Origin of the sequence: Pseudomonas sp. B10(2017) (assembly GCF_002113295.1) — a bacterium.
In the GTDB taxonomy this organism is placed as follows: domain Bacteria; phylum Pseudomonadota; class Gammaproteobacteria; order Pseudomonadales; family Pseudomonadaceae; genus Aquipseudomonas; species Aquipseudomonas pudica.
In genome coordinates this window covers 311,466-334,229 of record NZ_NEJU01000003.1, presented here as the reverse complement: position 1 = coordinate 334,229, position 22,764 = coordinate 311,466, and the positions used below count along the sequence as shown (strand labels likewise).

21 protein-coding genes and 1 riboswitch are annotated in these 22,764 nt (G+C 63.4%); of the genes, 10 read left to right on the top strand and 11 right to left on the bottom strand.

Annotated elements, in window-relative coordinates; genetic code table 11:
- The first annotated feature begins 21 nt into the window (after positions 1-21).
- Positions 22-600 (top strand): YceI family protein, encoded by a 579-nt coding sequence (locus CAF92_RS06285; protein ID WP_046613427.1) that lies wholly within the window; start codon positions 22-24, stop codon positions 598-600.
- A gap of 158 nt (positions 601-758) precedes the next feature.
- Here the strand turns inward: CAF92_RS06285 and CAF92_RS06280 are convergent, their stop codons facing one another.
- The 5 genes from CAF92_RS06280 to ahcY all read right to left on the bottom strand — a co-directional run bounded on the left by CAF92_RS06280 (position 759) and on the right by ahcY (position 7,404).
- Entirely contained in the window at positions 759-2,642 is a 1,884-nt protein-coding gene (locus tag CAF92_RS06280) for a DEAD/DEAH box helicase (RefSeq protein ID WP_178081765.1), read from the bottom strand.
- 218 nt (positions 2,643-2,860) lie between these two features.
- Positions 2,861-3,649: an ABC transporter substrate-binding protein gene (locus CAF92_RS06275; protein WP_046613424.1), complete on the bottom strand. Its 789-nt coding sequence runs from the start codon at positions 3,647-3,649 to the stop codon at positions 2,861-2,863.
- Positions 3,650-3,813: 164 nt separating this feature from the next.
- The gene (locus tag CAF92_RS06270; RefSeq protein WP_046613423.1) at positions 3,814-4,890 is read right to left on the bottom strand and encodes a hypothetical protein; all 1,077 of its coding nucleotides are present in this window, start codon (positions 4,888-4,890) and stop codon (positions 3,814-3,816) included.
- 92 nt (positions 4,891-4,982) lie between these two features.
- On the bottom strand, positions 4,983-5,828 hold the full coding sequence (gene metF, locus CAF92_RS06265) for a methylenetetrahydrofolate reductase [NAD(P)H] (protein ID WP_025340893.1): 846 nt from the start codon (positions 5,826-5,828) through the stop codon (positions 4,983-4,985).
- Between the two features lie 166 nt (positions 5,829-5,994).
- Positions 5,995-7,404 (bottom strand): adenosylhomocysteinase, encoded by a 1,410-nt coding sequence (ahcY, locus tag CAF92_RS06260; RefSeq protein WP_046613422.1) that lies wholly within the window; start codon positions 7,402-7,404, stop codon positions 5,995-5,997.
- A 20-nt stretch (positions 7,405-7,424) separates the two neighbouring features.
- A riboswitch (S-adenosyl-L-homocysteine riboswitch) is annotated at positions 7,425-7,521 on the bottom strand.
- A 178-nt stretch (positions 7,522-7,699) separates the two neighbouring features.
- Between ahcY and CAF92_RS06255 the strand changes: the two genes are divergently transcribed.
- Positions 7,700-8,101: an acyl-CoA thioesterase gene (locus CAF92_RS06255; protein WP_009399312.1), complete on the top strand. Its 402-nt coding sequence runs from the start codon at positions 7,700-7,702 to the stop codon at positions 8,099-8,101.
- 122 nt (positions 8,102-8,223) lie between these two features.
- On the opposite strand, the gene CAF92_RS06250 is transcribed toward CAF92_RS06255, so the two are convergent.
- Positions 8,224-9,459: a sodium:proton antiporter gene (locus CAF92_RS06250; RefSeq protein WP_046613421.1), complete on the bottom strand. Its 1,236-nt coding sequence runs from the start codon at positions 9,457-9,459 to the stop codon at positions 8,224-8,226.
- A 190-nt stretch (positions 9,460-9,649) separates the two neighbouring features.
- On the opposite strand from CAF92_RS06250, the gene CAF92_RS06245 reads away from it, so the two are divergent.
- The gene (locus CAF92_RS06245; RefSeq protein ID WP_046613419.1) at positions 9,650-10,483 is read left to right on the top strand and encodes an EamA family transporter; all 834 of its coding nucleotides are present in this window, start codon (positions 9,650-9,652) and stop codon (positions 10,481-10,483) included.
- A gap of 28 nt (positions 10,484-10,511) precedes the next feature.
- Entirely contained in the window at positions 10,512-10,898 is a 387-nt protein-coding gene (locus tag CAF92_RS06240; RefSeq protein ID WP_025340889.1) for an MAPEG family protein, read from the top strand.
- 50 nt (positions 10,899-10,948) lie between these two features.
- On the opposite strand, the gene CAF92_RS06235 is transcribed toward CAF92_RS06240, so the two are convergent.
- A complete protein-coding gene (locus CAF92_RS06235; protein ID WP_046613416.1) occupies positions 10,949-12,100 on the bottom strand; it encodes a murein transglycosylase A in 1,152 nt (383 codons plus the stop codon).
- A gap of 118 nt (positions 12,101-12,218) precedes the next feature.
- On the opposite strand from CAF92_RS06235, the gene CAF92_RS06230 reads away from it, so the two are divergent.
- A complete protein-coding gene (locus CAF92_RS06230; protein ID WP_085599801.1) occupies positions 12,219-12,665 on the top strand; it encodes a cytochrome c in 447 nt (148 codons plus the stop codon).
- A gap of 73 nt (positions 12,666-12,738) precedes the next feature.
- Here CAF92_RS06230 and CAF92_RS06225 read toward each other — a convergent pair whose 3' ends face one another.
- The 4 genes from CAF92_RS06225 to CAF92_RS06210 form a co-directional block, all read right to left on the bottom strand.
- Positions 12,739-13,131, bottom strand: coding sequence for a DUF1090 domain-containing protein (locus CAF92_RS06225; protein WP_085599799.1), 393 nt, complete (start codon positions 13,129-13,131; stop codon positions 12,739-12,741).
- A gap of 132 nt (positions 13,132-13,263) precedes the next feature.
- Complete coding sequence (ligB, locus tag CAF92_RS06220) at positions 13,264-14,964, bottom strand: NAD-dependent DNA ligase LigB (protein WP_085599797.1); 1,701 nt, start codon at positions 14,962-14,964, stop codon at positions 13,264-13,266.
- A gap of 146 nt (positions 14,965-15,110) precedes the next feature.
- Positions 15,111-16,301 carry a methionine adenosyltransferase gene (metK, locus tag CAF92_RS06215; protein ID WP_015272060.1) on the bottom strand — a complete coding sequence of 397 codons (1,191 nt, stop codon included), beginning with the start codon at positions 16,299-16,301 and terminating at the stop codon, positions 15,111-15,113.
- 18 nt (positions 16,302-16,319) lie between these two features.
- Entirely contained in the window at positions 16,320-17,312 is a 993-nt protein-coding gene (locus CAF92_RS06210; protein ID WP_046613411.1) for a metalloregulator ArsR/SmtB family transcription factor, read from the bottom strand.
- 344 nt (positions 17,313-17,656) lie between these two features.
- Here CAF92_RS06210 and tkt point away from each other — a divergent pair, with 344 nt between their 5' ends.
- The 5 genes from tkt (at position 17,657) to CAF92_RS06185 (ending at position 22,686) form a co-directional block, all read left to right on the top strand.
- The gene (tkt, locus tag CAF92_RS06205; RefSeq protein ID WP_085599795.1) at positions 17,657-19,654 is read left to right on the top strand and encodes a transketolase; all 1,998 of its coding nucleotides are present in this window, start codon (positions 17,657-17,659) and stop codon (positions 19,652-19,654) included.
- A 150-nt stretch (positions 19,655-19,804) separates the two neighbouring features.
- Positions 19,805-20,866: an erythrose-4-phosphate dehydrogenase gene (gene epd / locus CAF92_RS06200; protein ID WP_013974502.1), complete on the top strand. Its 1,062-nt coding sequence runs from the start codon at positions 19,805-19,807 to the stop codon at positions 20,864-20,866.
- A gap of 12 nt (positions 20,867-20,878) precedes the next feature.
- Positions 20,879-22,042, top strand: a complete 1,164-nt coding sequence (locus CAF92_RS06195) for a phosphoglycerate kinase (RefSeq protein WP_085599793.1) — start codon at positions 20,879-20,881, stop codon at positions 22,040-22,042.
- A complete protein-coding gene (locus CAF92_RS06190; RefSeq protein ID WP_046613408.1) occupies positions 22,042-22,293 on the top strand; it encodes a hypothetical protein in 252 nt (83 codons plus the stop codon). The genes CAF92_RS06195 and CAF92_RS06190 overlap by 1 nt, the downstream gene beginning before the upstream one ends.
- Before the next feature lie 63 nt (positions 22,294-22,356).
- Complete coding sequence (locus CAF92_RS06185; RefSeq protein ID WP_013974499.1) at positions 22,357-22,686, top strand: MliC family protein; 330 nt, start codon at positions 22,357-22,359, stop codon at positions 22,684-22,686.
- Positions 22,687-22,764 lie beyond the last annotated feature (78 nt).

The following is a 22,764-nucleotide window of genomic DNA, read 5'->3' as shown; positions in this document are numbered from 1 at the left end:
TTGCATAGGAAGGAAGTAAGGATGTTGAAAAAGACTTTTGCCGCCCTGGCGCTCGGTACCGCTCTGTTCTCCGCCGGCCAGGCCATGGCTGCCGAGTACAAGATCGACAAGGAAGGCCAGCACGCGTTCGTTGACTGGAAGATCAGCCACCTGGGCTACAGCTTCATTCACGGTACCTTCAAGGACTTCGACGGCAACTTCACCTGGGACAGCGCCAAGCCTGAAGCCAGCAAGATCAACGTCGACCTGAAAACCGCCAGCCTGTGGTCGAACCACGCCGAGCGTGACAAGCACATTGCCAGCGCCGACTTCCTCGACGTGAAGAAGTACCCCGAAGCCAAGTTCGTTTCCACCAGCGTCAAGCCGACTGGCGAGAAGACTGCTGATGTGACTGGCGACCTGACCATGCACGGTGTGACCAAGCCGGTCACCTTCAAGGCCACCTTCAACGGTGAAGGCAAGGACCCATGGGGCGGCGAGCGCGCTGGTTTCAACGCTACCACCACGCTGAACCTGAACGACTTCGGCATCAAGGGCCCGGGCGCTACTTCGCAGACCCTGGACCTGGATATCAGTGTTGAAGGCGTGAAGCAGAAGTAATTCGGCTTAGCTGAAAGACCGAGGGGGCTGCTTCGCAGCCCTTTCGCGACACAAGGCCGCTCCTACAGGTATTGCGCTGCAAGTGAAAACTGCGCAAAGCCTTTAGGAGCGGCCTTGTGTCGCGAAAGGGCCGCGAAGCGGCCCCCTCATGCTTTTTGTCAGCCCTTGCGGGTCAGCAGCGCCGGGCGCTCACCGCGCGGACGGCTTGGCAGGTCATCCAGTTGCTCCGGCGTCGGGTATCGGTCGAGCTTCGATTCCTTGCGGATGATCACCGGCTGTTTTTCCGGCTGACGCGGGTTGCGCACGGCCGGTTCTTGCCGGGCGGCATCGTCACGGGCCGGGCGGCCACGGCCACCGCCATCACGACGGGCACCGCCACCGTTGTTGCCGCGGGCCGGACGTTTCTCGCCGCCCCCGCCGCTGCGCGGCTGGCCGCTGGTGCGACCCTGGCCACCGGCATTGCTGCGCTGGCCATTACCCTGGCCCTGACCTTGGCCGGCACTGCCACCCGGGCGGCGATTGCGGCCCTGGTTCTTGCCCTGATACGGGCTGACGTAGTCGGCACGGTTGCCGAAGTTGTCGATTTCGTCGTCCAGGAACTCTTCCGGATCACGGTCGACAGGCACTTTCGGCACGCTGCTGTTGCTGGCCTGCTGTTGCTGCTGGCGTGGCTTCTTGTCACGCGGCTTGCGTTGCTGCTGCTTGTCGCCGCTCTTTTCCTTGTCGGCCGGCTTGTCAGCAGCCTGTTGCTTGGCCTTGCCTTTATCCTTGCCCTTGTCCTTGCGGCCGCCGTTGGCGTCTTTGCCGCCTTCGCCGCGGGCCTGCTGGTTGCGGCCACCACGGCCGTTGTTCTGCTGGCGTTCGCGTACTTCAGGCTTTTCGGCTTCTATCTGGCTGGCGTCGAAGCCCATCAGGTCGCCGTCCGGGATCTTCTGCTTGGTCACCCGTTCGATGCTCTTGAGCAGCTTCTCTTCATCCGGCGCGACCATGGAAATGGCCTCGCCCGAACGCCCGGCACGGCCGGTACGGCCGATACGGTGGACGTAGTCTTCCTCGACGTTCGGCAGCTCGAAGTTGACCACGTGCGGCAATTGGTCGATGTCCAGGCCTCGGGCGGCGATGTCGGTGGCGACCAGTACGCGCACGCTGTTGGCCTTGAAGTCGGCCAGGGCCTTGGTGCGGGCGTTCTGGCTCTTGTTGCCGTGGATCGCGGCGGCGGTCAGGCCGTGCTTTTCCAGGTACTCGGCCAGGCGGTTGGCGCCGTGCTTGGTGCGAGTGAACACCAGTACCTGTTCCCAGGCACCCTGGGTGATCAGGTGTGCCAGCAGCGCGCGCTTGTGGCTGGCGGGCAGGCGGTATACGCGCTGCTCGATACGCTCGACGGTAGTGTTCGGCGGGGTGACCTCGATACGCTCCGGGTTGTGCAGGAGCTTGTCGGCGAGGTCGGTAATGTCTTTGGAGAAGGTGGCCGAGAACAACAGGTTCTGGCGCTTGGCCGGCAGGCGGGCTAGGACCTTCTTGACGTCATGGATGAAGCCCATGTCGAGCATGCGGTCGGCTTCGTCCAGCACCAGGATTTCCACGTGGGCCAGGTCAACCTTGCCTTGGCCTGCCAGGTCGAGCAGGCGACCCGGGCAGGCGACCAGCACGTCCACACCCTTGGCAATGGCCTGGATCTGCGGGTTCATGCCGACGCCGCCGAAAATGCAGGCGCTGACCAGTGGCAGGTCACGGGCATAGACCTTGAAGCTGTCATGCACCTGGGCTGCCAGTTCGCGGGTCGGGGTCAGGACCAGCACGCGAGGTTGGCGCGGGCCATGGCGCTGCGACTTGTCGGGGTGGCCGGCCGGGAACAGGCGCTCGAGGATCGGCAGGGCGAAACCGCCGGTTTTACCAGTACCTGTCTGTGCGGCGACCATCAGGTCGCGGCCTTGCAACACGGCGGGAATCGCCCGCTGTTGCACGGGGGTCGGCTGGGTGTAGCCCGCAGCCTCGATAGCGCGGACAAGAGCCTCGGAGAGACCGAGGGAAGCAAAGGACATGGGCAATCCTGTTCTCGTGTGGGCTGGGCCCGTTTGGGATGTTCTGCCTGGCGCGACGGGCATCGGTGGGATGCGATCGCGTCCGGTCCAGCTGGGCTTTCACTGCACATCCGGGTAGCGGAGGGTAACGCGAAGGCGCGTCGATGCCGATCGGGATGCCTGTTGCGAGGCCGAGCGTCCGGGCGTGAGCCGGGCGGGAAGGCCCGAGTATAACAGAGCTATCGCGCTGTGCTGCTTTCCTGCTGCTCAACGGCGTTGAGAATGTTTCCGATGTCGCCTGTGTAGCGGTTGCTGATTGCTGCATAGGCCGGTTCCTGCTTGAAGCGACGCAGTTCCGCGGCGAAGGCTTGGGCCAGTGCCTCCCGCCCCGGCTTGCGCGCGAGCCCCAGGTACTGCGCCTGGCGGCTGATCACCAGTGGCAGCTCCTTGACCTGCTGTTGCAGGCCCAGATGCCGCAGCAGGTAATGGCCGACCCTGCGGTCGGTGATTGCCAGGTCGATGCGGCCTAGCACCAGCTTGCCGAAGTTGGCTTCATGGGTAGGCGCGGCTTCGCGCGTGAAATGTACGGCCTCATTGAACGCGGCACCATAGACGTAGCCGGGTGAGGTACCGACTGTGAGGCCGGCAAGGTCTTCCAGCGCCTTGACGGCATGGGGGCGTGCACTGGCCTCGAACAGGACGAACTCTACCTCCGACATGGGCTCGGGGGCGTACACCAGGTATGGCTGGCGCGACTCGGTCTGGAAGATGTCCATGATGCCGTCGGCCTGGCCCTGCTCGATCATTGCCAGGCAGCGCTTCCACGGCAGAAATTCCCACTCCACCTCGACGCCAAGGCGTTCGAACACCCGTGTGGTGACTTCGTAGTCGATGCCGTGCGGCTCGCCGTCGTGCTGGTATGCATAGGGTGCCCAGTCGTCGGTCACCAGGCGCAGGCGCTCGCCCAGGGCCAGCGGGCTCAGGCAGGCAAGCAACAGGATCCAGAACAGGCGGGCGACGTGTGGCATGGCCGGAGATTACGCGCTCGGCCTGTTCAAGGCCAGTGAGGATGATGTTCTCCTGTGCTGGCCTCTTCGCGGGTGAACCCGCTCCCACAAGTACAGCACCAGCCTGCAAGCCAGCAGATCCTGTGGGAGCGGGTTTACCCGCGAAGAGGCCGACACAGGGTCACTCAAGTGTGGGATGACCTCAGCAGATGCGCTTCGATATCCTTGCGCCGTTCGCCCAATGACAGGCGCAACCCCGGGTGGCGCAGGCACTGGCGCAGTTGCTCGGGCCCCATATGGCCATGGCGGGCGTTGAGGTTTTCCAGGGCCTTGTCCCACCAGGCCGGCGCGCAGGCGCGGTCGAATTCATTAGGGTAGGGGTAGCAGCCATACAGCAGCTCGCGGGCGAACTGGCGCTCGTGGCTGGGCAGGGTCATGCTCAGCGCCTTGTAACCCAGGCGTTGCAGGGCTGGTGGCCGTGGCAGCTGGTCATTGACCAGGGACACGTCGGCCAGCGCCGCGTGGCTCAGTGGGTCATGGCCGTGCTTGCGCAGCCAGGCCTGGATCTTGGCGCGGAACTGCGCCTTGCGGCTCCAGTAGTGGTGGATGACATCTGTGCACTCGGCCAACTCCAGCGTGCGGTAGGCCGCCACCGCCAGGCAGAACTCCTCGAGGGTATAGGCTTCGCGAGCCAAGGGGTGGAACTCGTCCATCATGGCGATGGAGCGGTCCAGGGCGCCGGCGTCTTCGGCGGTGAGGCCGATCACCCCGGAATTGACCAGTGGCATCTGGCAATCGGCCAGACCGCGGGATTCAAGGATGGCCAGCAGGTTCTTGTACAGCAGGCACTTCTGGTTGCTGCCATAGCGCGCACCGATGGCATTGCACAGCAGGCGGCCTGGGGCCACCCGGGCGAACAGCTCCAGCGGCGACTTGCGGAAGAAGGTGTCGGTGTCGATCAGCACTGCCAGCGGGTGTTGCTGCAGCACCTGGCGCAACAGCACATGCTTGCTGCGAAAGTGATAACCGTGAGGGGCGTTCCATGCCTGGCGCGTGGCTTCGTCCAGCAGGTGTACGGTGACAGGCAGGCCGGTATAGGGCTGCGGGTTGTCGGTGTAGACCTGGATGTCCATGGCTTCGTCTGCTGCCGTGCCCAGGTGGGCGAGGGCGCTGATGATGCTGAAACAGGCTTCCTGATGGTAGGTTGCCGGGCCAAAAGCCAGGTAGACGAGCTGGGGACGCGATGGCTGGTGGGGCTGCATGGCAGGCAAGACCTGTGTAACCGGAAAATGAATAAGGCTTTAGTCTATGACCAAAGCCTTAATCAAATCTTAAACAGGTTTTGCAAAAAATTTCAGCGTGGCAGCTTCAGATTGTTCCAGATCGCAAGGCTCGGCTCGGCCTGGTTCAAGGTATAGAAGTGCAGCCCTGGAGCGCCGCCTTGCAGCAGCTGTTCGCACATGCGGGTGATCACTTCTTCGCCGAATGCCTGGATGCTGGCAGTATCGTCGGCATAGGCTTCCAGCTGCTTGCGGATCCAGCGCGGGATCTCGGCGCCGCAGGCGTCGGAGAAGCGCGCCAGCTTGCTGTAGTTGGTTATCGGCATGATGCCGGGTACCACCGGGATGTCCACACCCAGCTTCTGTGCGCGCTCGACGAAGTAGAAGTAGCTGTCGGCGTTGAAGAAATACTGGGTGATGGCACTGTCGGCACCGGCCTTGACCTTGTGCACGAAGTTGGCCAGGTCAGCCTCGAAATTGCGGGCCTGGGGGTGCATCTCCGGATAGGCGGCCACTTCCAGGTGGAAGTGATCCGCGGTTTCCTGGCGGATGAATTCGACCAGGTCACTGGCGTAGCGCAGTTCGCCACTGGCCATGCCCATGCCCGATGGCAGGTCTCCACGCAAGGCGACGATGCGCTTGATGCCTGCAGCCTTGTATTCGGCCAGCAGGGCGCGCAGTTCGGCCTTGGTATCGCCTACGCACGACAGGTGCGGCGCGGCAGGTACCTTCACTTCGCTTTCCAGCTGCAGCACGGTGTTCAGCGTGCGGTCGCGGGTAGAGCCACCGGCACCGTAGGTGCAGGAGAAGAAGTCCGGGTTGTAGGCGGCCAGCTGGCGGGCGACGCCCATCAGCTTTTCGTGGCCGGCATCGGTCTTGGTCGGGAAGAACTCGAAACTGTAACGGCGTTCCTGGGACATCGGGCGTTCCTCTGGCAGCAAGCTTCAAGCGGCAGGCTGCAAGTAAAAGCCAGATCGGTCATGGCCGGCCTGGCTTGGGCATCGTTCAAGATCCTTGATGCTCGAGCTGCAAGCGGCAATGGCATGGTCTGCCTTTGATTGCCGCTTGAAGCTTCAAGCTGGCCGCTTAGTAGCGGTAGGCGTGCGGCTTGAACGGGCCTTCGACGGTGACACCGATGTAGTCAGCCTGCTGCTTGGTCAGCTGGGTGACCACGCCGCCGAAGCCGCGGACCATTTCCAGGGCCACTTCTTCATCGAGCTTCTTCGGCAGTACTTCAACGGTCAGGCGCTCGGCTTTCTTCTCGGCCGGCAGGTCAGCGAACTTCTGCTCGAACAGGAAGATCTGCGCCAGTACCTGGTTGGCGAACGAACCGTCCATGATGCGGCTTGGGTGGCCAGTGGCGTTGCCCAGGTTGACCAGGCGGCCTTCGGCCAGCAGGATCAGGTAGTCATCGTTCTGCGGGTCGAAGCTGCCGGCGCCGGTGCGGTGGATCTTGTGCACCTGCGGCTTGACCTCTTCCCAGGCCCAGTTCTTGCGCATGAAGGCGGTATCGATTTCGTTGTCGAAGTGGCCGATGTTGCATACCACGGCGCGCTTCTTCAGCGCCTTGAGCATGTTGGCGTCGCAGACATTGACGTTGCCGGTGGTGGTCACGATCAGGTCGATCTTGCCCAGCAGGGCCTTGTCGATGCTGGCTTCGGTGCCGTTGTTGATACCGTCGATGAATGGCGAAACCACTTCGAAGCCGTCCATGCAGGCCTGCATGGCGCAGATCGGGTCGACTTCGGTGACCTTGACGATCATGCCTTCCTGGCGCAGGGACTGGGCCGAGCCCTTGCCCACGTCACCGTAGCCGATCACCAGGGCCTGCTTGCCCGACAGCAGGTGGTCGGTACCACGCTTGATGGCGTCGTTCAGGCTGTGACGGCAGCCGTACTTGTTGTCGTTCTTGCTCTTGGTAACCGAGTCGTTGACGTTGATCGCCGGGACTTTCAGCTCGCCCTTGGCCAGCATGTCCAGCAGGCGGTGCACGCCGGTGGTGGTCTCTTCGGTCACGCCGTGCACGCGCTCCAGTACTTGCGGGTACTTCTTGTGCAGCAGCTCGGTCAGGTCGCCACCGTCGTCGAGGACCATGTTGGCGTCCCATGGCTTGCCATCCTTGAGGATGGTCTGCTCCAGGCACCACTCGTACTCTTGCTCGGTTTCACCTTTCCAGGCGAACACCGGGATACCGGCGGCGGCGATGGACGCGGCGGCCTGGTCCTGGGTGGAGAAGATGTTGCAGGACGACCAGCGCACTTCGGCACCCAGGGCAACCAGGGTTTCGATCAGCACGGCGGTCTGGATGGTCATGTGAATGCAGCCCAGGATCTTCGCACCCTTGAGCGGTTGCTCGGCCAGGTACTTGCGACGCAGGCCCATCAGTGCAGGCATTTCCGATTCGGCGATGATGGTTTCGCGACGACCCCAGGCGGCCAGGGAGATGTCGGCGACTTTGTAATCGGTAAAACCAGCAGGCATGTTTGCAGCGCTCATGAGAGCCTCCATTCGTAGTGTGCGAATGGGCGCCGTTGTGCGTTAAGCGCTCGCGAGAGCGAGCAACGCCCCATCCGAGCCTGACAGGCCTAGCCTGCTGCAGCGCCCCTCGGACGGGTGGCGGGCATGGCGCCGCTGTGGGCGGCCATGTGAAGCGGCGGAGATTATAGCCGTGCCCGTCGGCTTGCCCAAGGTTTTCTGTCGATTAATCGCGACGATAGTCGATGTTCAATGGAGCGGCAGCGGCAGCTCTGCCATCATTGCTGCACGTTAGCCAAGCAGGTCAGGAGTACAGATGAACTTTCATACCCGCAAGTGGGTTAAACCCGAAGACCTCAACCCAAACGGCACTTTGTTCGGTGGCAGCCTGCTGCGCTGGATCGACGAGGAGGCGGCGATCTACGCCATCGTCCAGCTGGGCAACCAGCGCGTGGTGACCAAGTACATATCGGAAATCAACTTCGTCAGTGCCTCGCGTCAGGGCGACATCATCGAACTGGGCATCACCGCCACCGAGTTCGGCCGTACCTCGATCACCCTCAAGTGCGAAGTGCGCAACAAGATCACTCGCAAGGCCATTCTCACGGTCGACAAGATGGTCTTCGTCAACCTTGGCGAGGACGGGTTGCCGGCACCACATGGGCGGACCGAGATCAAGTACATCCAGGACCAGTTCCCGGACAGTGCAGTCGAATAGATCCCGGTTGTAGGTGCTGGCCTCTTCGCGGGTAAACCCGCTCCCACAAGGTTTTCACTGCCCGAAAGGTAGCGGAGATTCTGTGGGAGCGGGTTTACCCGCAAACAGGCCGGCACAATTGCTCACGGCTGAGCGCTGACCTTGCGTACCACTCGCCCGATGCTCAACCCCTGCACCAGGATCGACGACAGCACCACGATGTAGGTGATCGACAGCAGCAGGTCACGCTCCTCGCCCAGTGGCAGCGACAGTGCCAGGGCAACCGACACCCCACCGCGCAGGCCACCCCAGGTCAGCACACGTACCGTGCCCTTGGGCACCGGGCGCCAGCGCCGCAGCAGCACTATCGCCGGGGCCACGGTCAGCAGCCGCGACAGCAGCACCGCCAGCGCCAGCACGCTACCGGCCGCCAGGTGCATCCAGTTGAATGGCAGCAGCAACAGTTCCAGGCCGATCAGCGCGAACAGCAGGGCGTTGAGCATGTCGTCGATCAGTTCCCAGAAACCGTCCATGTAGCGACGGGTCATGTCGTTCATCGCCAGGTTGCGCCCCAGGTTACCGATGATCAGCCCGGCCACCACCATGGCGATCGGCGCCGAAACGTGCAGTTCGTAGCACATCGCCGAACCGCCGATGACCAATGCCAGGGTCAGCATCACTTCCACCTGGTACTGCTCGACGCTCTTGATCATGCGGTAGGTGGCGTAGCCGATCAGGCCGCCGAACACCACACCGCCGATGGCCTCGCGGGCGAACAGGATCGCCGTGTCGGTCATGCTCGGTGTTTCCCCCAGCTGGATGATGCCCAGCAGCACGGTGAACACCACCACCGCAGTGCCGTCGTTGAATAGCGACTCGCCGACGATGGTGGTTTTAAGCGGTTTGGAGGCATTGGCGGTACGTAGCGCACCAAGCACGGCAATCGGGTCGGTGGGCGAGATCAGCGCACCGAACAACAGGCAGTAGATCAGCGGCACCTGCCAGCCGAAAAGGGCGAACACCCAGTGCGACAGGTAACCGATGACCACGGTGGCAATCAGCACGCCGACGGTGGCCAGCAGGCCGATGGGCCAGCGGTAGTTGCGCAGGTCGGAGAGGTTGACGTGCAAGGCGCCGGCGAACAGCAGGAACGCCAGCATCCAGTGCATCAGCAGGTCGTTGAAGTCGATCTGGTTCATCAACCCTTCGACGCGCGCTTCCAGACCAGGAAAGCCGATAAGGCTCAAGCCCTGCAGTATCAGTGAAAACAGCAGCGCCGTGACCATCACGCCGATGGCAGGGGGCAGGCCGATAAAACGGTAATTTACATAGGTGAGAAGGGTGGTAAGGCAGATAAACGCGGCAACTAGTTCAAGCATCCCGAATCCTGTAACAGTGGCTTCCAAGTCGTAACCCGAATTACTCGGGCAGTTCTTTGATGACCTGGCGCGGGGTTCGGGACACAAGGTTTGACCAGAGTCGTTTGAATCGTTCCCATGTAAGGGGCCGCACAGCGGCCCGCGAACGCTATATAGTCCCAGCCATAAATAGCCACAAGGATAAGAAGGCGTGTTGGCAACTTCCCTGGTACTGATCGCCGCCCTGCTGCACGCGACCTGGAACACCCTGATCAAATTCAGCGGCGAGCGCCTGCTGGTAATCGCCAGCATGGATACGGTGGCGTTGGCCTTCGCGGTCCTTGCGGTGGCCTTTGTCGAGGTGCCGCCGGCCAACGTCTGGCCTTGGCTGCTGGCTTCGGCGCTGGCCGAGCAGCTGTACCGCTTTCTGCTGATCCAGGCCTACCGCGTGGGCGATCTGGGGCTGGTCTATCCTCTGATGCGCGGGCTGTCGCCGCTGGTTGTGCTGGGGCTGACCCTGACCTTTGCCGGTGAATCGCTGAGCCAGCAGCAGATAATCGGCATCCTGTTGATCCCCTGTGGCATGGCCTGCCTGTTGTGGCAGGGCGGTGGGGGTGACCGGCTACCTTGGTCGATGCTGCCGGTGGTTGCCCTGATCGGCCTGTGCATTGGTTGCTACACCTGGTTCGACGGCCAGGCGGTGCGCTTGTGGGGCAAGCCCTGGGATTACCTGGTGTGGCTGACCTTGCTCAGTGCCTGGCCCTTCCCGTTGCTGGCCAGCGTGGCGCGGCGTGCGCCGTTCGTGTTGTTCTGGCGCCTGCAGTGGCGCCTGGGGCTTGCGGTGGGGCTGTGTGTATTGCTCAGTTACGCGCTGGTGCTGTGGGCCATGCACCTTGGGTCGGTGGCCGAAGCGGCGGCGTTGCGGGAGTTGAGCGTGATCCTGGTGGTGCTGCTGGGTATGCGCTACCTGAAAGAACCTTTTGGCGGGCCGAGACTCCTAGCTTGCGGGCTGGTATTGGCCGGCATGCTGGTAATGAAGCTTTGACCCGAAGACTGAACAAGGAGTCCTGTCCATGACTGTTGCCCTGTGGTGCATCCTGATCGCGCTGTTCTTGCCGCCTCTGTGTGCGTTGATAGCCAAAGTTGGTAGTGGCCGCTTCCGCCTGCGCGACAACCACGACCCGCGCGCGTTCCTGGATACCCTGTCCGGGCTCCCGCGGCGCGCACATGCTGCCCAGCAGAACAGTTTCGAAGCCTTCCCGGCATTTGCCGCGGCGGTGCTGGTGGCGGATATCGTCGGCAATGCCGAGCAGGTGACCCAGGATGTACTGGGGGTGATGTACATCACCAGCCGGCTGCTCTACATCATCTGTTACCTGGCCGACTGGGCCATGCTGCGATCGCTGGTGTGGTTTGCCGGGATGGCCATGATCGTGGCGTTCTTCGTGGTTTCCATCTGAGACCGCGTCGCCTTCTTCGCGGGGTCACCCGCGAAGAATCCAAGCACCGATCAAGGCACTTTTGGCACCTCAGGCAGCGGCTTGCCCTTGGGCCACAGCATCCAGATCTGCCCTTGCTGCTTCATGTTTCCGGCCAGTTCCCCTGCTTCCGGCCCAGTGCCCCAGAACAGGTCCGCGCGCACCTCGCCCGTAATTGCCCCGCCAGTATCCTGAGCACCCACCGGGCGTACCACCGGCGTACCGTCCGGGCGAGTGGTGGACAGCCATAGCAAGCTGCCCAGCGGAATCACCTTGCGGTCGATGGCCACGCTGTAGCCAGCCGTCAGCGGCACGTTCAGCGAACCCCGCGGCCCTTCGTTGCTGTCCGGGCGGGTGCTGAAGAACACGTAGCTGGGGTTGCTGGCGAGCAGTTCCGGTACCCGCTGCGGGTTGGCCTGGGCCCAGGCGTGAATGGCCCCCATGCTCACTTCTTCCTTCTTCAACTGACCCTGTTCCACCAGCCAGCGCCCGATCGGCCGATAGGGGTGGCCGTTCTGGTCGGCGTAACCCAGGCGCAGCTGGCGGCCATCTTCCAGTTGTACCCGGCCGGAACCCTGGATCTGCAGGAACTGCAGGTCCATCGGGTCGGTCAGCCAGGCCAGTACCGGCGCCTTGGCGCCGTCGCGGTTGATCACCTCGGCGGTGTCGTAAGGCTTGAGCACCCGGCCATCGAGGCGGCCGCGCAGGCGCTTGCCCTTGAGTTCTGGGTACACGCTGGCCAGGTCGACCACGATCATGTCGTCGGGGATGCCATAGACCGGCACATGGTTGGTTGCCGACTGGCTCAGGCTGCCAGGGTAGACCGGTTCGTAGTAACCGGTGATCAGGCCGTTGGCATTGTTTTCGGCCGAACGCAGGCCGTATACCTGCAGGTTCTGTTGCAGGAAGGCGCGCACCTGCAAGGCATCGTCGGGCACGCTGGCGGCTGCTTCGCAGGTACCGGCCCAGACGGTGTCGCGCTTGAGCTTTTCACAGCCGTTGCGCCAGGCCTGGAAGCCCGCCACCAGGTCGCTGTCGCTGACGGTGGGCAGGTCCTGCCAGGTGGCATTGGCGTAGGTGGCGATGGCATGGGGTTCGGGTTTGGCGCTTTCGCCGCCGTTGCAGCCGGCCAGCAGGGCCAGCGCCGGGAGTGTCCAGGCCAGGTGGCGCAGGGCAGATTTCATGAGTACGTTCCTGTCATGAGTGAACACGGATATTCACCCCTGGTTTTTTGTGGCTATTGGTCTTTGGCCACTTGGCAGCGATACTGGCCGCCCATTTGCATTGGCCGAAGAGACCGAGATGTTGAAGCGATTGACCGTTGTTCTGCTGGCAGTGCTGGCCTTGGGTGGTTGTGACCGGGTTGATCCGAACTCCCCGCTGGGCAAGCGCAAGGTGATCTTCAAGGACATGCTCAAGACCAGCGAAGACCTTGGCGGCATGTTGCGCGGGCGTTTGCCGTTCGACGGGGTGAAGTTCGCCGACGGTGCGCTGAAGCTGGACAACCTTTCGCACCAGCCTTGGCAGCACTTCCCACAGGTGCGCGATGGTGGCGACAGTAGTGCGCGTGCCGAGGTTTGGGAGCGTCAGGCACGCTTTCATGACCTGGCCCGGCAGCTGGAAGGCGTCACTGGCGAACTGGTCGATGTCACCCATGGCCAGCCGTTGGACGCTGCGCAGTTGAAGGCGCCGATGGGCAAGGTCGAAGCGGCTTGCAAGGCCTGTCATACCGAGTTTCGTAATCATTGATGGCCTGTTGCGGCCTCATCGCCGGCTTGCCGGCGATGAGGCCAGTAAAGGCGACGCAGTATTCGGATCTCTGTCAGCGATCCAGATCATCCACCGCTTCCTGCAGTTCCTTGCGCGACTCGGCCAGCTTGTCCTTGCGCTTGTTGATCTTCTCCGAATCGCCCTTCTTTTCGGCTTTCTTCAGGTCCCTTTCCCGCTGCGCCACTTCGTGACGGGCGTCGAGCACCTTCTGCTCACGTTCTTTGCGCAGGCCGGCATCGGTGCAGTTGTCGACCCCTCGCAGGGCCTCTTCAAGCCCTGCGGCCTGGGCGGTGTTGCCGTGTTCGCGGGCAATCTTCAACTGGTTCTCGATGGCGCTGCGTTTGGCGGCGCAACCGGTCAGGCCGGCATCCGGCTGGGCGGCTTGTGCGGCGCCAGCGGCCAGGCCCAGTGTCGCAAACAGGAAAAGGGACGAAATACGTTTCATGAAAAGCCTCCTTGACGGGGCGGGGCAGCAAAAGTTGGGGGAAATCCTGCCTTGGTTTTGCCCATTTAGAAACCCTTGCTGGGGTTTTCCGGCTTAATCTCGGGATTTTCCTACAGGTAAATTGGTAAATAATCATTGCTCAACGCTTTGCCGGTCGATGGGGAAACCGTCGATCCCTGCCTTGGCCAGCTGCGTAGCAATGGCTTGAACCTCGGTGGTCGCAAAAAAAACTGCAAGCTGTTGCCCGCGCTTTTCGCCGATGCCGGGCATGGTTTGCCATTCGAGATTCGTGCGGGCAGCAAGCTCCCGCCAGCCGCCTGTCACCTGCATGCCGGTGGGTGTGGGGGCGCCCAGTCCGCGCAGCCATTGAGCGAAGGGCCGTGAGCGGGCTTGGTCGAAACTGCTCAGCAACTGCGAAGCCGTTGCGTCACTGATACCTGCAACCTGGCCCAGGCGGTTGGCATCCAGGTGCAGCCAGTCGGTCATCGAAGTCACCAGCCCGGCAGCCACCAGTCGGCGCCAGGTGCCAGGCCCGGTGCGCGGCAGTGCCAGCCCCTGCTTGCCGCTGAGCCAAGTGAGGCGGGCAATGAACTGTTCCTCGCAGCCTTCGCTGGCCTGCCAGCAACTGTGTGCATGGTGTTGACCAGGCGCTGGTGCGGTCACCGGTTGGCGCTCGGCGGTGCGGTGCACCACTTGCTCCAGACGTGGAATGGTCAGCCCGGCAAGGCTGACGGCCACCTGGTCACCGGGGCGGATGTCGAGCTTGAGCCAGCGTGCCAGTGAGCCCAGGCTGACCTGGGTGATTCTCCGGTCATCCAGGGTGACCGGCAGCACGTGCAAGACTGGCGTGACCCTACCAGTGCGGCCAACGCGGAAGCGTACTTCGCGCACTTCGGCCAGGGCCTGCGTGTAAGGGTGCTTCCACGCCGCGATCCAGTAGGGTGCCTTGGCCTGCCAGCGCTCGGCCGAGGGCCGTACGCCTTGGCGCAACACCACGCCATCGGTGGCGAAGGGCAGGGGTGAGCGGTACCAGTAGTCACGCCAGTGCGCGGCATCGTCCGCTGTTTCTATGGCGACGCTGTAATCCTGGCTGTGCGCGAAACCCAGTTCCGTCAACTGCGCGAGGCGTTCGGCCTGCTGCTCAGGGCCCTGCGGCCAGTCCCACACGAACAGGCCGATGCGCTCGCCCTGTTCACGACTCAGCTGCTTGCGAGCCAGCAGCCCCGCTACCGTCCCTCGGGCGTTGGCGCTGCCTGCCTGGGCTTGCACATGTGCGTCCCGGCGCAGGTACAGTTCGCCCTGAAGTTGCAGGTCGATGTCCTGGGGCAACTTCCGGTTGATTGCGTCGAGCAGAGGGATGTGGCGGCTCCAGTCGTGCCCCTGCACGCCGTCCCCCCTGCTGATCAACTGCACCAGCCGGCCTTGTCGGTAGATGAGGGAAACCGCTACGCCATCGACCTTTGGCTGCACCCAGACATCGGCCTTGCCGGCCAGCCAACGTTCTACAGCCAGGCGGTCGGCCAGCTTGTCGACACCGGTATGCGGGACCGGATGCGGGATTGGACCGCGAGCACTGGCAAGCGGGGACGGAGTAGCGGCAATGCCAAAGCACTGCTGCAGGTGCGCCAGGCGCTGGCGGCTCTGGTCATAGAGCTCATCGGGTACGAGCGCAACGCCCTGGCGATGGTAGTGGTCGTCCCAGCGAGCAAGCGTGGCGCGCAGTCGGCTCACTTCAGTCTCGACTTGTTGCGGTTTCCAGGAGGGGCATGTGGCAGCACGGGCCAGGGGAGCATTCAACGTCAACAGCAGGGCGAAAAGCAGCATGAGCGGCATGGCCAGCATCCTTGCATGGCGGGTGGGAGCCCTCAGCCTAGGCAGGTAGCGTGCGGGTCGCCATGCAGCGTTTGTCAGCCCATATGTCACAAAAAAGCCCCTGCCGATCGCTCGGCAGGGGCTTTCAGTTTCCGCTGCAGGAAAACTTACAGACCGGCAGCGTCACGCAGCGACTGGGCGCGGTCGGTGCGTTCCCAGGTGAAGGTGGTGAAGGTGTCGTCGCCGACCGTCTTCTGCTGCGGGGTACGGCCGAAGTGGCCGTAGGCAGCGGTTTCCTGGTACATCGGGTGCAGCAGGTCGAGCATGGTGGTGATGGCGTAAGGGCGCAGGTCGAAGCACTCGCGCACCAGCTGGATGATCTTGTCGTCGGAGACCTTGCCGGTACCGAAGGTGTTGATCGAGATGGAGGTCGGCTGGGCCACGCCGATGGCGTACGACACCTGGATCTCGCAACGCTCGGCCAGGCCGGCGGCGACGATGTTCTTGGCCACGTAGCGGCCGGCGTAGGCGGCGGAACGGTCGACCTTGGACGGGTCCTTGCCAGAGAACGCGCCACCACCATGGCGGGCCATGCCGCCGTAGGAGTCGACGATGATCTTGCGCCCGGTCAGGCCGCAGTCACCCACCGGGCCGCCGATGATGAAGTTGCCGGTCGGGTTGATGTGATACTGGGTGCCCTTGTGCAGCAGTTCGGCAGGCAGGGTGTGCTTGACGATCAGCTCCATCACGGCTTCCTGCAGGTCTTTCTGCGAAACCTCAGGGTTGTGCTGGGTCGACAGCACCACGGCGTCGATGCCGACCACCTTGCCATTTTCGTAACGGCAGGTTACCTGCGACTTGGCGTCCGGGCGCAGCCATGGCAGCAGTTTCGATTTGCGCGCTTCGGCCTGGCGCTCGACCAGACGGTGCGAGAAGCAGATCGGTGCTGGCATCAGCACGTCGGTTTCGTTGCTGGCGTAGCCGAACATCAGGCCCTGGTCACCGGCGCCCTGGTCTTCCGGACGGGAGCGGTCTACGCCTTGGGCGATGTCCACCGACTGCTTGCCGATGATGTTCATCACGGCGCAGGTGGCGCCGTCGAAACCGACGTCGGAGCTGTTGTAGCCGATGTCGATGATGACCTTGCGTACCAGCTCTTCCAGGTCGACCCAGGCGGAAGTGGTGACTTCGCCGGCGATGATGGCGACACCGGTCTTGACCAGGGTTTCGCAGGCTACGCGGGCGTATTTGTCCTGGGCGATGATGGCATCAAGGACGGCGTCCGAAATCTGGTCGGCGATCTTGTCCGGATGCCCTTCGGACACGGACTCGGAGGTGAAAAGGGAGTATTCGCTCATCTCGAAGGTTCCTGAAATTTACCGATGGTGTATGTCGCCAGCCGTCCGCTGGAAATGGCGGACCTGGATCTGGAAACCGTTACGCAAGCCCACGTACAGGCTGTCCCCGGGGGCCAGCCCGGCGTCATTGGCCCAACGGGCCAGGTCGTCCTGTTCGAAGCCAAGCCACAGGTCGCCGCATGCTTCGCGCGCCCACCCCTGGTCATGGCTGCACAGTTCGGTTACCAGCAGGCTGCCGCCTGCCTTCACCCGTTTGGCCAGCTGGCGCAAGGCCAGGGCCGGGTCGCTGAAATGGTGCAGCACCATGTTCAGCACAACGCAGTCGGCGGCCACATCCGTTGCACCCAGTGCATCGGCCAACTGCAGGTTCACGTTGTCGAGCCCTTCGCGCTGGCACACCTGGCGCGCCAGCTCGAGCATGGTCGGGCTGTTGTCCAGGGCGGTGACCTGGGCGAAGCGCCGGGCCAGGTCGGGCAGGAAGCCACCGTCACCGGGGCCGACCTCCAGGGCGCTGGCGGCCGGGTCGAAATTCAGTTTGTCGAGCAGTGCCAGCAGGCTTTCGCGGTACTGCGGCAGGCCAGCGATCAGGTCCTGCTGTGCGCGGAATTTTTCTTCCACGCGCAGGAAGAAGTCCTGGCTTGTGGCTGCGCGGCGTTGCTGCACCTGGGCGATGCGCGCCTGCACGTCGGGCGGCAGGGCCAGGTCATCCACCTCTTCGAGCAGCGCCGCGTGCAGCCGACCGCCCAGGCGCAGGCTGTCGGGCAGGGCGCGGCGGTAGAAGATGGCATTGCCCTCGCGGCGGGTCGCCACCAGCTCGGCCTGGGCCAGCACCTTCAGGTGGTGGCTCATGCCCGACTGGCCCACGTCGAAGATCTGCGCCAGCTCCAGCACGCCGAACGAGTCGTTGGCCAGGGCGCGCAATACGTTCAGGCGCAACTCGTCGCCACTGGCTTTGCACAAGGCAGCCAATGCTTCGCGTTGCTCGGGGATCGATTGCGCACGGAGGTTCATGGTGCGGCAGTCTAGACAGGCATCGTTGCCCTAGCAAGGGCAATATCAAAAAGTTTTGATATTGGCTGATGGGCGGAGGGCGAGGCTGCCATTGCTGGCCTCTTCGCGGGCTCGCCCGCTCCCACAGATTCATCACGGGGCTTGGGAACTGTGCCGAACCTGTGGGAGCGGGCGAGCCCGCGAAGAAGCCAGCACCGTTCCCCGGATTTTTACCCGAAATCAGTGCCAATCAGAGGAAAATCCCCCGACTGCGACCATACGTCATTGCCCCAAGCCCCCCCAGTGGGCGAAAATGGCCGCCTTTTTCGTGACACCACCTATTCAAGCCCCCCAGGAGATCAGCGATGCCCAGCCGTCGTGAACGTGCCAACGCCATTCGTGCCCTCAGCATGGATGCCGTGCAAAAGGCCAACAGCGGCCACCCAGGTGCCCCCATGGGCATGGCGGATATCGCCGAAGTGCTTTGGCGCGACTATCTGAAGCACAACCCGAGCAACCCGAACTTTGCCGACCGTGACCGCTTCGTGCTGTCCAACGGCCACGGTTCGATGCTGATCTACTCGCTGCTGCACCTGACCGGCTACGACGTCACCATCGATGACATCAAAGGCTTCCGCCAGCTGCACAGCCGCACCCCGGGCCACCCGGAATACGGCTACACCCCGGGCGTCGAGACCACCACCGGCCCGCTCGGCCAGGGTATCGCCAACGCCGTGGGCTTCGCCCTGGCCGAAAAAGTGCTCGCCGCCCAGTTCAACCGTGACGGCCACACCGTCGTCGACCACAACACCTACGTGTTCCTCGGCGACGGCTGCATGATGGAAGGTATCTCCCACGAAGTCGCCTCGCTGGCCGGCACCCTGGGCCTGAACAAGCTGATCGCCTTCTACGACGACAACGGCATTTCCATCGACGGCGAAGTGCACGGCTGGTTCACCGACAACACCCCGGCGCGTTTCGAAGCGTACAACTGGCAGGTGATCCGCAACGTCGACGGCCATGACGCCGACGAGATCAAGACCGCCATCGAGACCGCTCGCAAGAGCGATCGCCCGACCCTGATCTGCTGCAAGACCATCATCGGTTTCGGCTCGCCTAACAAGCAGGGCAAGGAAGACTGCCACGGCGCACCGCTGGGCAACGACGAAATCGCCCTGGCCCGCAAGGAACTGAACTGGAACCACGGCCCGTTCGAAATCCCGGCCGAGATCTACGCCGAGTGGGACGCCAAGGCTGCCGGTGCCAAGGCCGAAGCCGACTGGAACCAGCGCTTCGACGCCTACGCCAAGGCCTACCCGGAGCTGGCTGCCGAGTTCAAGCGCCGCGCCGCCGGTGACCTGCCTGCCGATTTCAGCGAGAAAGCCCAGGCCTACATCAACGAAGTGGCCGCCAAGGGTGAAACCATCGCCAGCCGCAAGGCCAGCCAGAACGCCCTGAACGCATTCGGCCCACTGCTGCCGGAGTTCCTCGGCGGTTCGGCTGACCTGGCCGGTTCCAACCTGACCCTGTGGAAGGGCTGCAAGGGTGTCGAAGCCAACGACGCCAGCGGCAACTACGTGTTCTACGGCGTGCGCGAGTTCGGCATGACCGCCATCATGAACGGCGTTGCCCTGCACGGTGGCCTGGTGCCTTACGGCGCGACCTTCCTGATGTTCATGGAATACGCCCGCAACGCCGTGCGCATGTCGGCGCTTATGAAGCAGCGCGTGATCCACGTCTACACCCACGATTCCATCGGCCTGGGCGAAGACGGCCCGACTCACCAGCCGATCGAGCAGCTGACCAGCCTGCGCAGCACGCCGAACCTGGACACCTGGCGCCCAGCCGATGCGGTGGAATCCGCCGTGTCCTGGAAAAACGCCCTGGAGCGCAAGGACGGCCCTTCGGCTCTGATCTTCTCGCGCCAGAACCTGCAGCACCAGGACCGCAACGCCCAGCAGATCGCCGACATCAGCCGTGGCGGCTACGTGCTCAAGGATTGCGCCGGCGAGCCTGAGCTGATCCTGATCGCCACCGGTTCCGAAGTGGGCCTTGCTGTTCAGGCGCACGCCAAGCTGACCGAACAAGGCCGCAAGGTGCGTGTGGTTTCCATGCCGTGCACCAGCGTGTTCGATGCCCAGGACGCTGCCTACAAGCAGTCCGTGCTGCCACTGGAAGTGGGGGCGCGCATTGCCATCGAAGCCGCTCACGCCGACTTCTGGTACAAGTACGTCGGCCTGGAAGGTCGTATCATCGGCATGACCACCTACGGTGAGTCGGCGCCGGCTTCGGCACTGTTCGAAGAGTTCGGCTTCACCCTGGAGAACATCCTCGGTACTGCTGAAGAGCTGCTGGAAGACTGATACAAGGAAGGCGAGGGCCCTTGGCCCTCGTTCGCGGCACAAGGCCGCTCCTACAGGGTATTGCGTACGCCGTCCCCTGTAGGAGCGGCCTTGTGCCGCGAATGGGCTGCGCAGCGGCCCCGTTCAACTGCCGGAGTTCAAGAGCTACCTATGCCCCACCTGCGTCCCTACAAAGTTGCACTCAACGGTTATGGCCGTATCGGCCGCTGTGTCCTGCGCGCGCTGTTCGAGCGGGGGGCAAAGGCCGGTTTCGAGATCGTCGCGCTGAACGACCTGGCCGACCAGGCCAGCCTGGAATACCTGACACGCTTCGACTCCACCCATGGGCGTTTCCCCGGTGAGGTGAAGGTCGATGGTGACTGTCTGCATATCAATGGTGACTGCGTGAAGGTGATGCGCAGTGCCACCCCGGAAGGCATCGACTGGGCCGCCCTGGACATCGACCTGGTGCTGGAATGCTCCGGCGCCTACCACACCCGCGCCGATGGCCAGCGCTTCCTCGATGCCGGCGCGCCGCGGGTGCTGTTCTCACAGCCGATGGCCAGCGAGGCCGACGTCGATGCCACGGTGGTCTATGGCGTGAACCAGGCCTGCCTGACCGGTAACGAGCGCCTGGTGTCCAACGCCTCGTGTACCACCAACTGCGGCGTGCCGCTGTTGCGTGTACTGGACCAGGCATTCGGCATCGAGTATGTGCAGATCACCACTATCCACTCGGCGATGAACGACCAGCCGGTGATCGACGCCTACCACCACGAAGACCTGCGACGCACGCGTTCGGCCTTCCAGTCGGTGATCCCGGTGTCCACTGGTCTGGCGCGTGGCATCGAGCGCCTGCTTCCGGAACTTGCCGGGCGAATCCAGGCCAAAGCGGTACGCGTACCGACCGTCAACGTCTCGTGCCTGGACATCACCCTGCAGACCGCCCGCGATACCAGCGCGGCCGAAGTCAACCGGGTGCTGCGCGAGGCGGCGCTGGAAGGCCCGCTGAAAGGCTTGCTGGCCTACACCGAGTTGCCCCACGCCAGCTGTGATTTCAACCATGACCCGCACTCGGCGATCGTCGATGCCAGTCAGACCCGTGTTTCCGGCCCCCGCCTGGTGAACCTGCTGGCCTGGTTCGACAACGAATGGGGGTTCGCCAACCGTATGCTCGACGTTGCCGAACACTATCTGCACGTCGTCCACCCAACCCGCAACAAACAGCCCTGAAGGACTGCATTCATGACCGTGTTGAAGATGACCGACCTCGACCTGCAAGGTAAGCGCGTACTGATCCGCGAAGACCTCAACGTGCCTGTGAAGGACGGTGTGGTAGCTAGCGACGCGCGTATCCTGGCAGCGCTGCCGACCATCAAGCTGGCCCTGGAGAAGGGCGCGGCGGTAATGGTCTGCTCGCACCTGGGCCGCCCGACAGAGGGTGAGTTCTCTGCCGAGAACAGCCTCAAGCCGGTCGCCGACTACCTGAGCAAGGCCCTGGGCCGCGATGTTCCGCTGGTCGCCGACTACCTGGATGGTGTCGAGGTCAAGGCTGGTGACCTGATGCTGTTCGAGAACGTGCGCTTCAACAAGGGCGAAAAGAAAAACGCCGACGAGCTGGCGCAGAAGTACGCAGCCCTGTGCGACGTGTTCGTCATGGACGCTTTCGGTACTGCCCACCGTGCAGAAGGTTCGACCCATGGCGTTGCCAAGTTCGCCAAGGTCGCTGCTGCCGGCCCGCTGCTGGCAGCCGAGCTGGACGCCCTGGGCAAGGCCCTGAAGGCCCCGGCCAAGCCGATGGCAGCCATCGTTGCCGGCTCCAAGGTCTCCACCAAGCTGGACGTGCTGAACAGCCTGAGCTCGGTCTGCGACCAGCTGATCGTTGGTGGCGGTATCGCCAATACCTTCCTGGCCGCAGCCGGCCACCCGGTGGGCAAGTCGCTGTACGAGCCTGACCTGATCGAAACAGCCAAGGCCATCGCCGCCAAGGTCAGTGTGCCTCTGCCGGTCGACGTGGTGGTTGCCAAGGAGTTCGCCGAGAGCGCCGAAGCCACCGTAAAGGCCATTGCCGACGTTGCCGCTGACGACATGATCCTGGACATCGGCCCGAAAACCGCAGCCCAATTCGCCGAGTTGCTGAAGTCGTCGAAGACCATCCTGTGGAACGGCCCGGTCGGCGTATTCGAGTTCGACCAGTTCGGCAACGGCACCAAAGTGCTGGCCAAGGCCATCGCTGACAGCGCCGCGTTCTCCATCGCCGGTGGCGGTGACACCCTGGCAGCCATCGACAAATATGGCGTTGGCGCCGATATCTCCTACATTTCTACCGGTGGTGGCGCCTTCCTCGAGTTCGTCGAGGGCAAGGTCCTGCCGGCCGTGGCAATCCTGGAAGAGCGGGCCAAGGCCTGATGACGGCGGCGCTTGGCAAAGGGAGCGGCCTGATGGTCAAGCAATTGCCTGTGATGATGCTGGCTGGCCTGCTGAGCGCATGCGCTGGCGGCCCGGCCTCGGATGCCGACACGGCGCAGCCGCCCAAGGGCGGTTGCTACCAGTCCGAGTGGCAGGCCGAGACCGTGCCGGTCATCAGCAAGCGCGTGGGCCCGGAAGGCCTGGAAAAGTACGACGAAGACCACCAGCGCAAGGCACCGGGTTGTCCTTGAGTCCGGCATTTCGTCGGGGCGGGCAACCAAGCGACCGCTGCGTGGTCATCTAGAGGATATGTAATGAAAGCGCTTTTGGCCGTGACGGCCCTGGCGACACTGGCAGGATGCTCGCTGCTGAAGCCGGCGCAACCCGCCCCGGCAGACGACTGGACCCGTTGGGTCTGCGACACCCAGGCGGAGGTGCTGTGGCGCTTCGCCGATGCGCAGCGCGACCAGGTCGATGTGCGCCTTGGTGGCGGCGACCAGGTCTACCGGCTCAAGGCCGAGCCGGGTGCTTCGGGTGCGCTGTACAGCGATGGCATGCTGGCCTTCCACACCAAGGGCGAAGAAGGCCTGGTGTACTGGGTGGCAACCAACGATCTGATTGGGCGGGGCTGCAAGGCACCGTGACTGGCCGGGCCGCGAGGGTGGCCCACACTACTTGAACAGCAACCGCCCCTGCGGCAGGCTTGCACGAAACAAACGACG

What these genes read in the sequence shown, in the direction of transcription:
- ligB (WP_085599797.1), bottom strand. Translation starts at nt 14,964, where the DNA reads ATGCCGCTCATGCTGCTTTTCGCCCTGCTGTTGACGTTGAATGCTCCC.
- CAF92_RS06285 (WP_046613427.1), top strand. Translation starts at nt 22, where the DNA reads ATGTTGAAAAAGACTTTTGCCGCCCTGGCGCTCGGTACCGCTCTGTTC.
- metK (WP_015272060.1), bottom strand. Translation starts at nt 16,301, where the DNA reads ATGAGCGAATACTCCCTTTTCACCTCCGAGTCCGTGTCCGAAGGGCAT.
- CAF92_RS06185 (WP_013974499.1), top strand. Translation starts at nt 22,357, where the DNA reads ATGAAAGCGCTTTTGGCCGTGACGGCCCTGGCGACACTGGCAGGATGC.
- CAF92_RS06280 (WP_178081765.1), bottom strand. Translation starts at nt 2,642, where the DNA reads ATGTCCTTTGCTTCCCTCGGTCTCTCCGAGGCTCTTGTCCGCGCTATC.
- CAF92_RS06190 (WP_046613408.1), top strand. Translation starts at nt 22,042, where the DNA reads ATGACGGCGGCGCTTGGCAAAGGGAGCGGCCTGATGGTCAAGCAATTG.
- CAF92_RS06225 (WP_085599799.1), bottom strand. Translation starts at nt 13,131, where the DNA reads ATGAAACGTATTTCGTCCCTTTTCCTGTTTGCGACACTGGGCCTGGCC.
- CAF92_RS06270 (WP_046613423.1), bottom strand. Translation starts at nt 4,890, where the DNA reads ATGCAGCCCCACCAGCCATCGCGTCCCCAGCTCGTCTACCTGGCTTTT.
- epd (WP_013974502.1), top strand. Translation starts at nt 19,805, where the DNA reads ATGCCCCACCTGCGTCCCTACAAAGTTGCACTCAACGGTTATGGCCGT.
- CAF92_RS06255 (WP_009399312.1), top strand. Translation starts at nt 7,700, where the DNA reads ATGAACTTTCATACCCGCAAGTGGGTTAAACCCGAAGACCTCAACCCA.
- CAF92_RS06195 (WP_085599793.1), top strand. Translation starts at nt 20,879, where the DNA reads ATGACCGTGTTGAAGATGACCGACCTCGACCTGCAAGGTAAGCGCGTA.
- CAF92_RS06230 (WP_085599801.1), top strand. Translation starts at nt 12,219, where the DNA reads ATGTTGAAGCGATTGACCGTTGTTCTGCTGGCAGTGCTGGCCTTGGGT.
- CAF92_RS06240 (WP_025340889.1), top strand. Translation starts at nt 10,512, where the DNA reads ATGACTGTTGCCCTGTGGTGCATCCTGATCGCGCTGTTCTTGCCGCCT.
- CAF92_RS06235 (WP_046613416.1), bottom strand. Translation starts at nt 12,100, where the DNA reads ATGAAATCTGCCCTGCGCCACCTGGCCTGGACACTCCCGGCGCTGGCC.
- tkt (WP_085599795.1), top strand. Translation starts at nt 17,657, where the DNA reads ATGCCCAGCCGTCGTGAACGTGCCAACGCCATTCGTGCCCTCAGCATG.
- CAF92_RS06275 (WP_046613424.1), bottom strand. Translation starts at nt 3,649, where the DNA reads ATGCCACACGTCGCCCGCCTGTTCTGGATCCTGTTGCTTGCCTGCCTG.
- metF (WP_025340893.1), bottom strand. Translation starts at nt 5,828, where the DNA reads ATGTCCCAGGAACGCCGTTACAGTTTCGAGTTCTTCCCGACCAAGACC.
- CAF92_RS06250 (WP_046613421.1), bottom strand. Translation starts at nt 9,459, where the DNA reads ATGCTTGAACTAGTTGCCGCGTTTATCTGCCTTACCACCCTTCTCACC.
- ahcY (WP_046613422.1), bottom strand. Translation starts at nt 7,404, where the DNA reads ATGAGCGCTGCAAACATGCCTGCTGGTTTTACCGATTACAAAGTCGCC.
- CAF92_RS06210 (WP_046613411.1), bottom strand. Translation starts at nt 17,312, where the DNA reads ATGAACCTCCGTGCGCAATCGATCCCCGAGCAACGCGAAGCATTGGCT.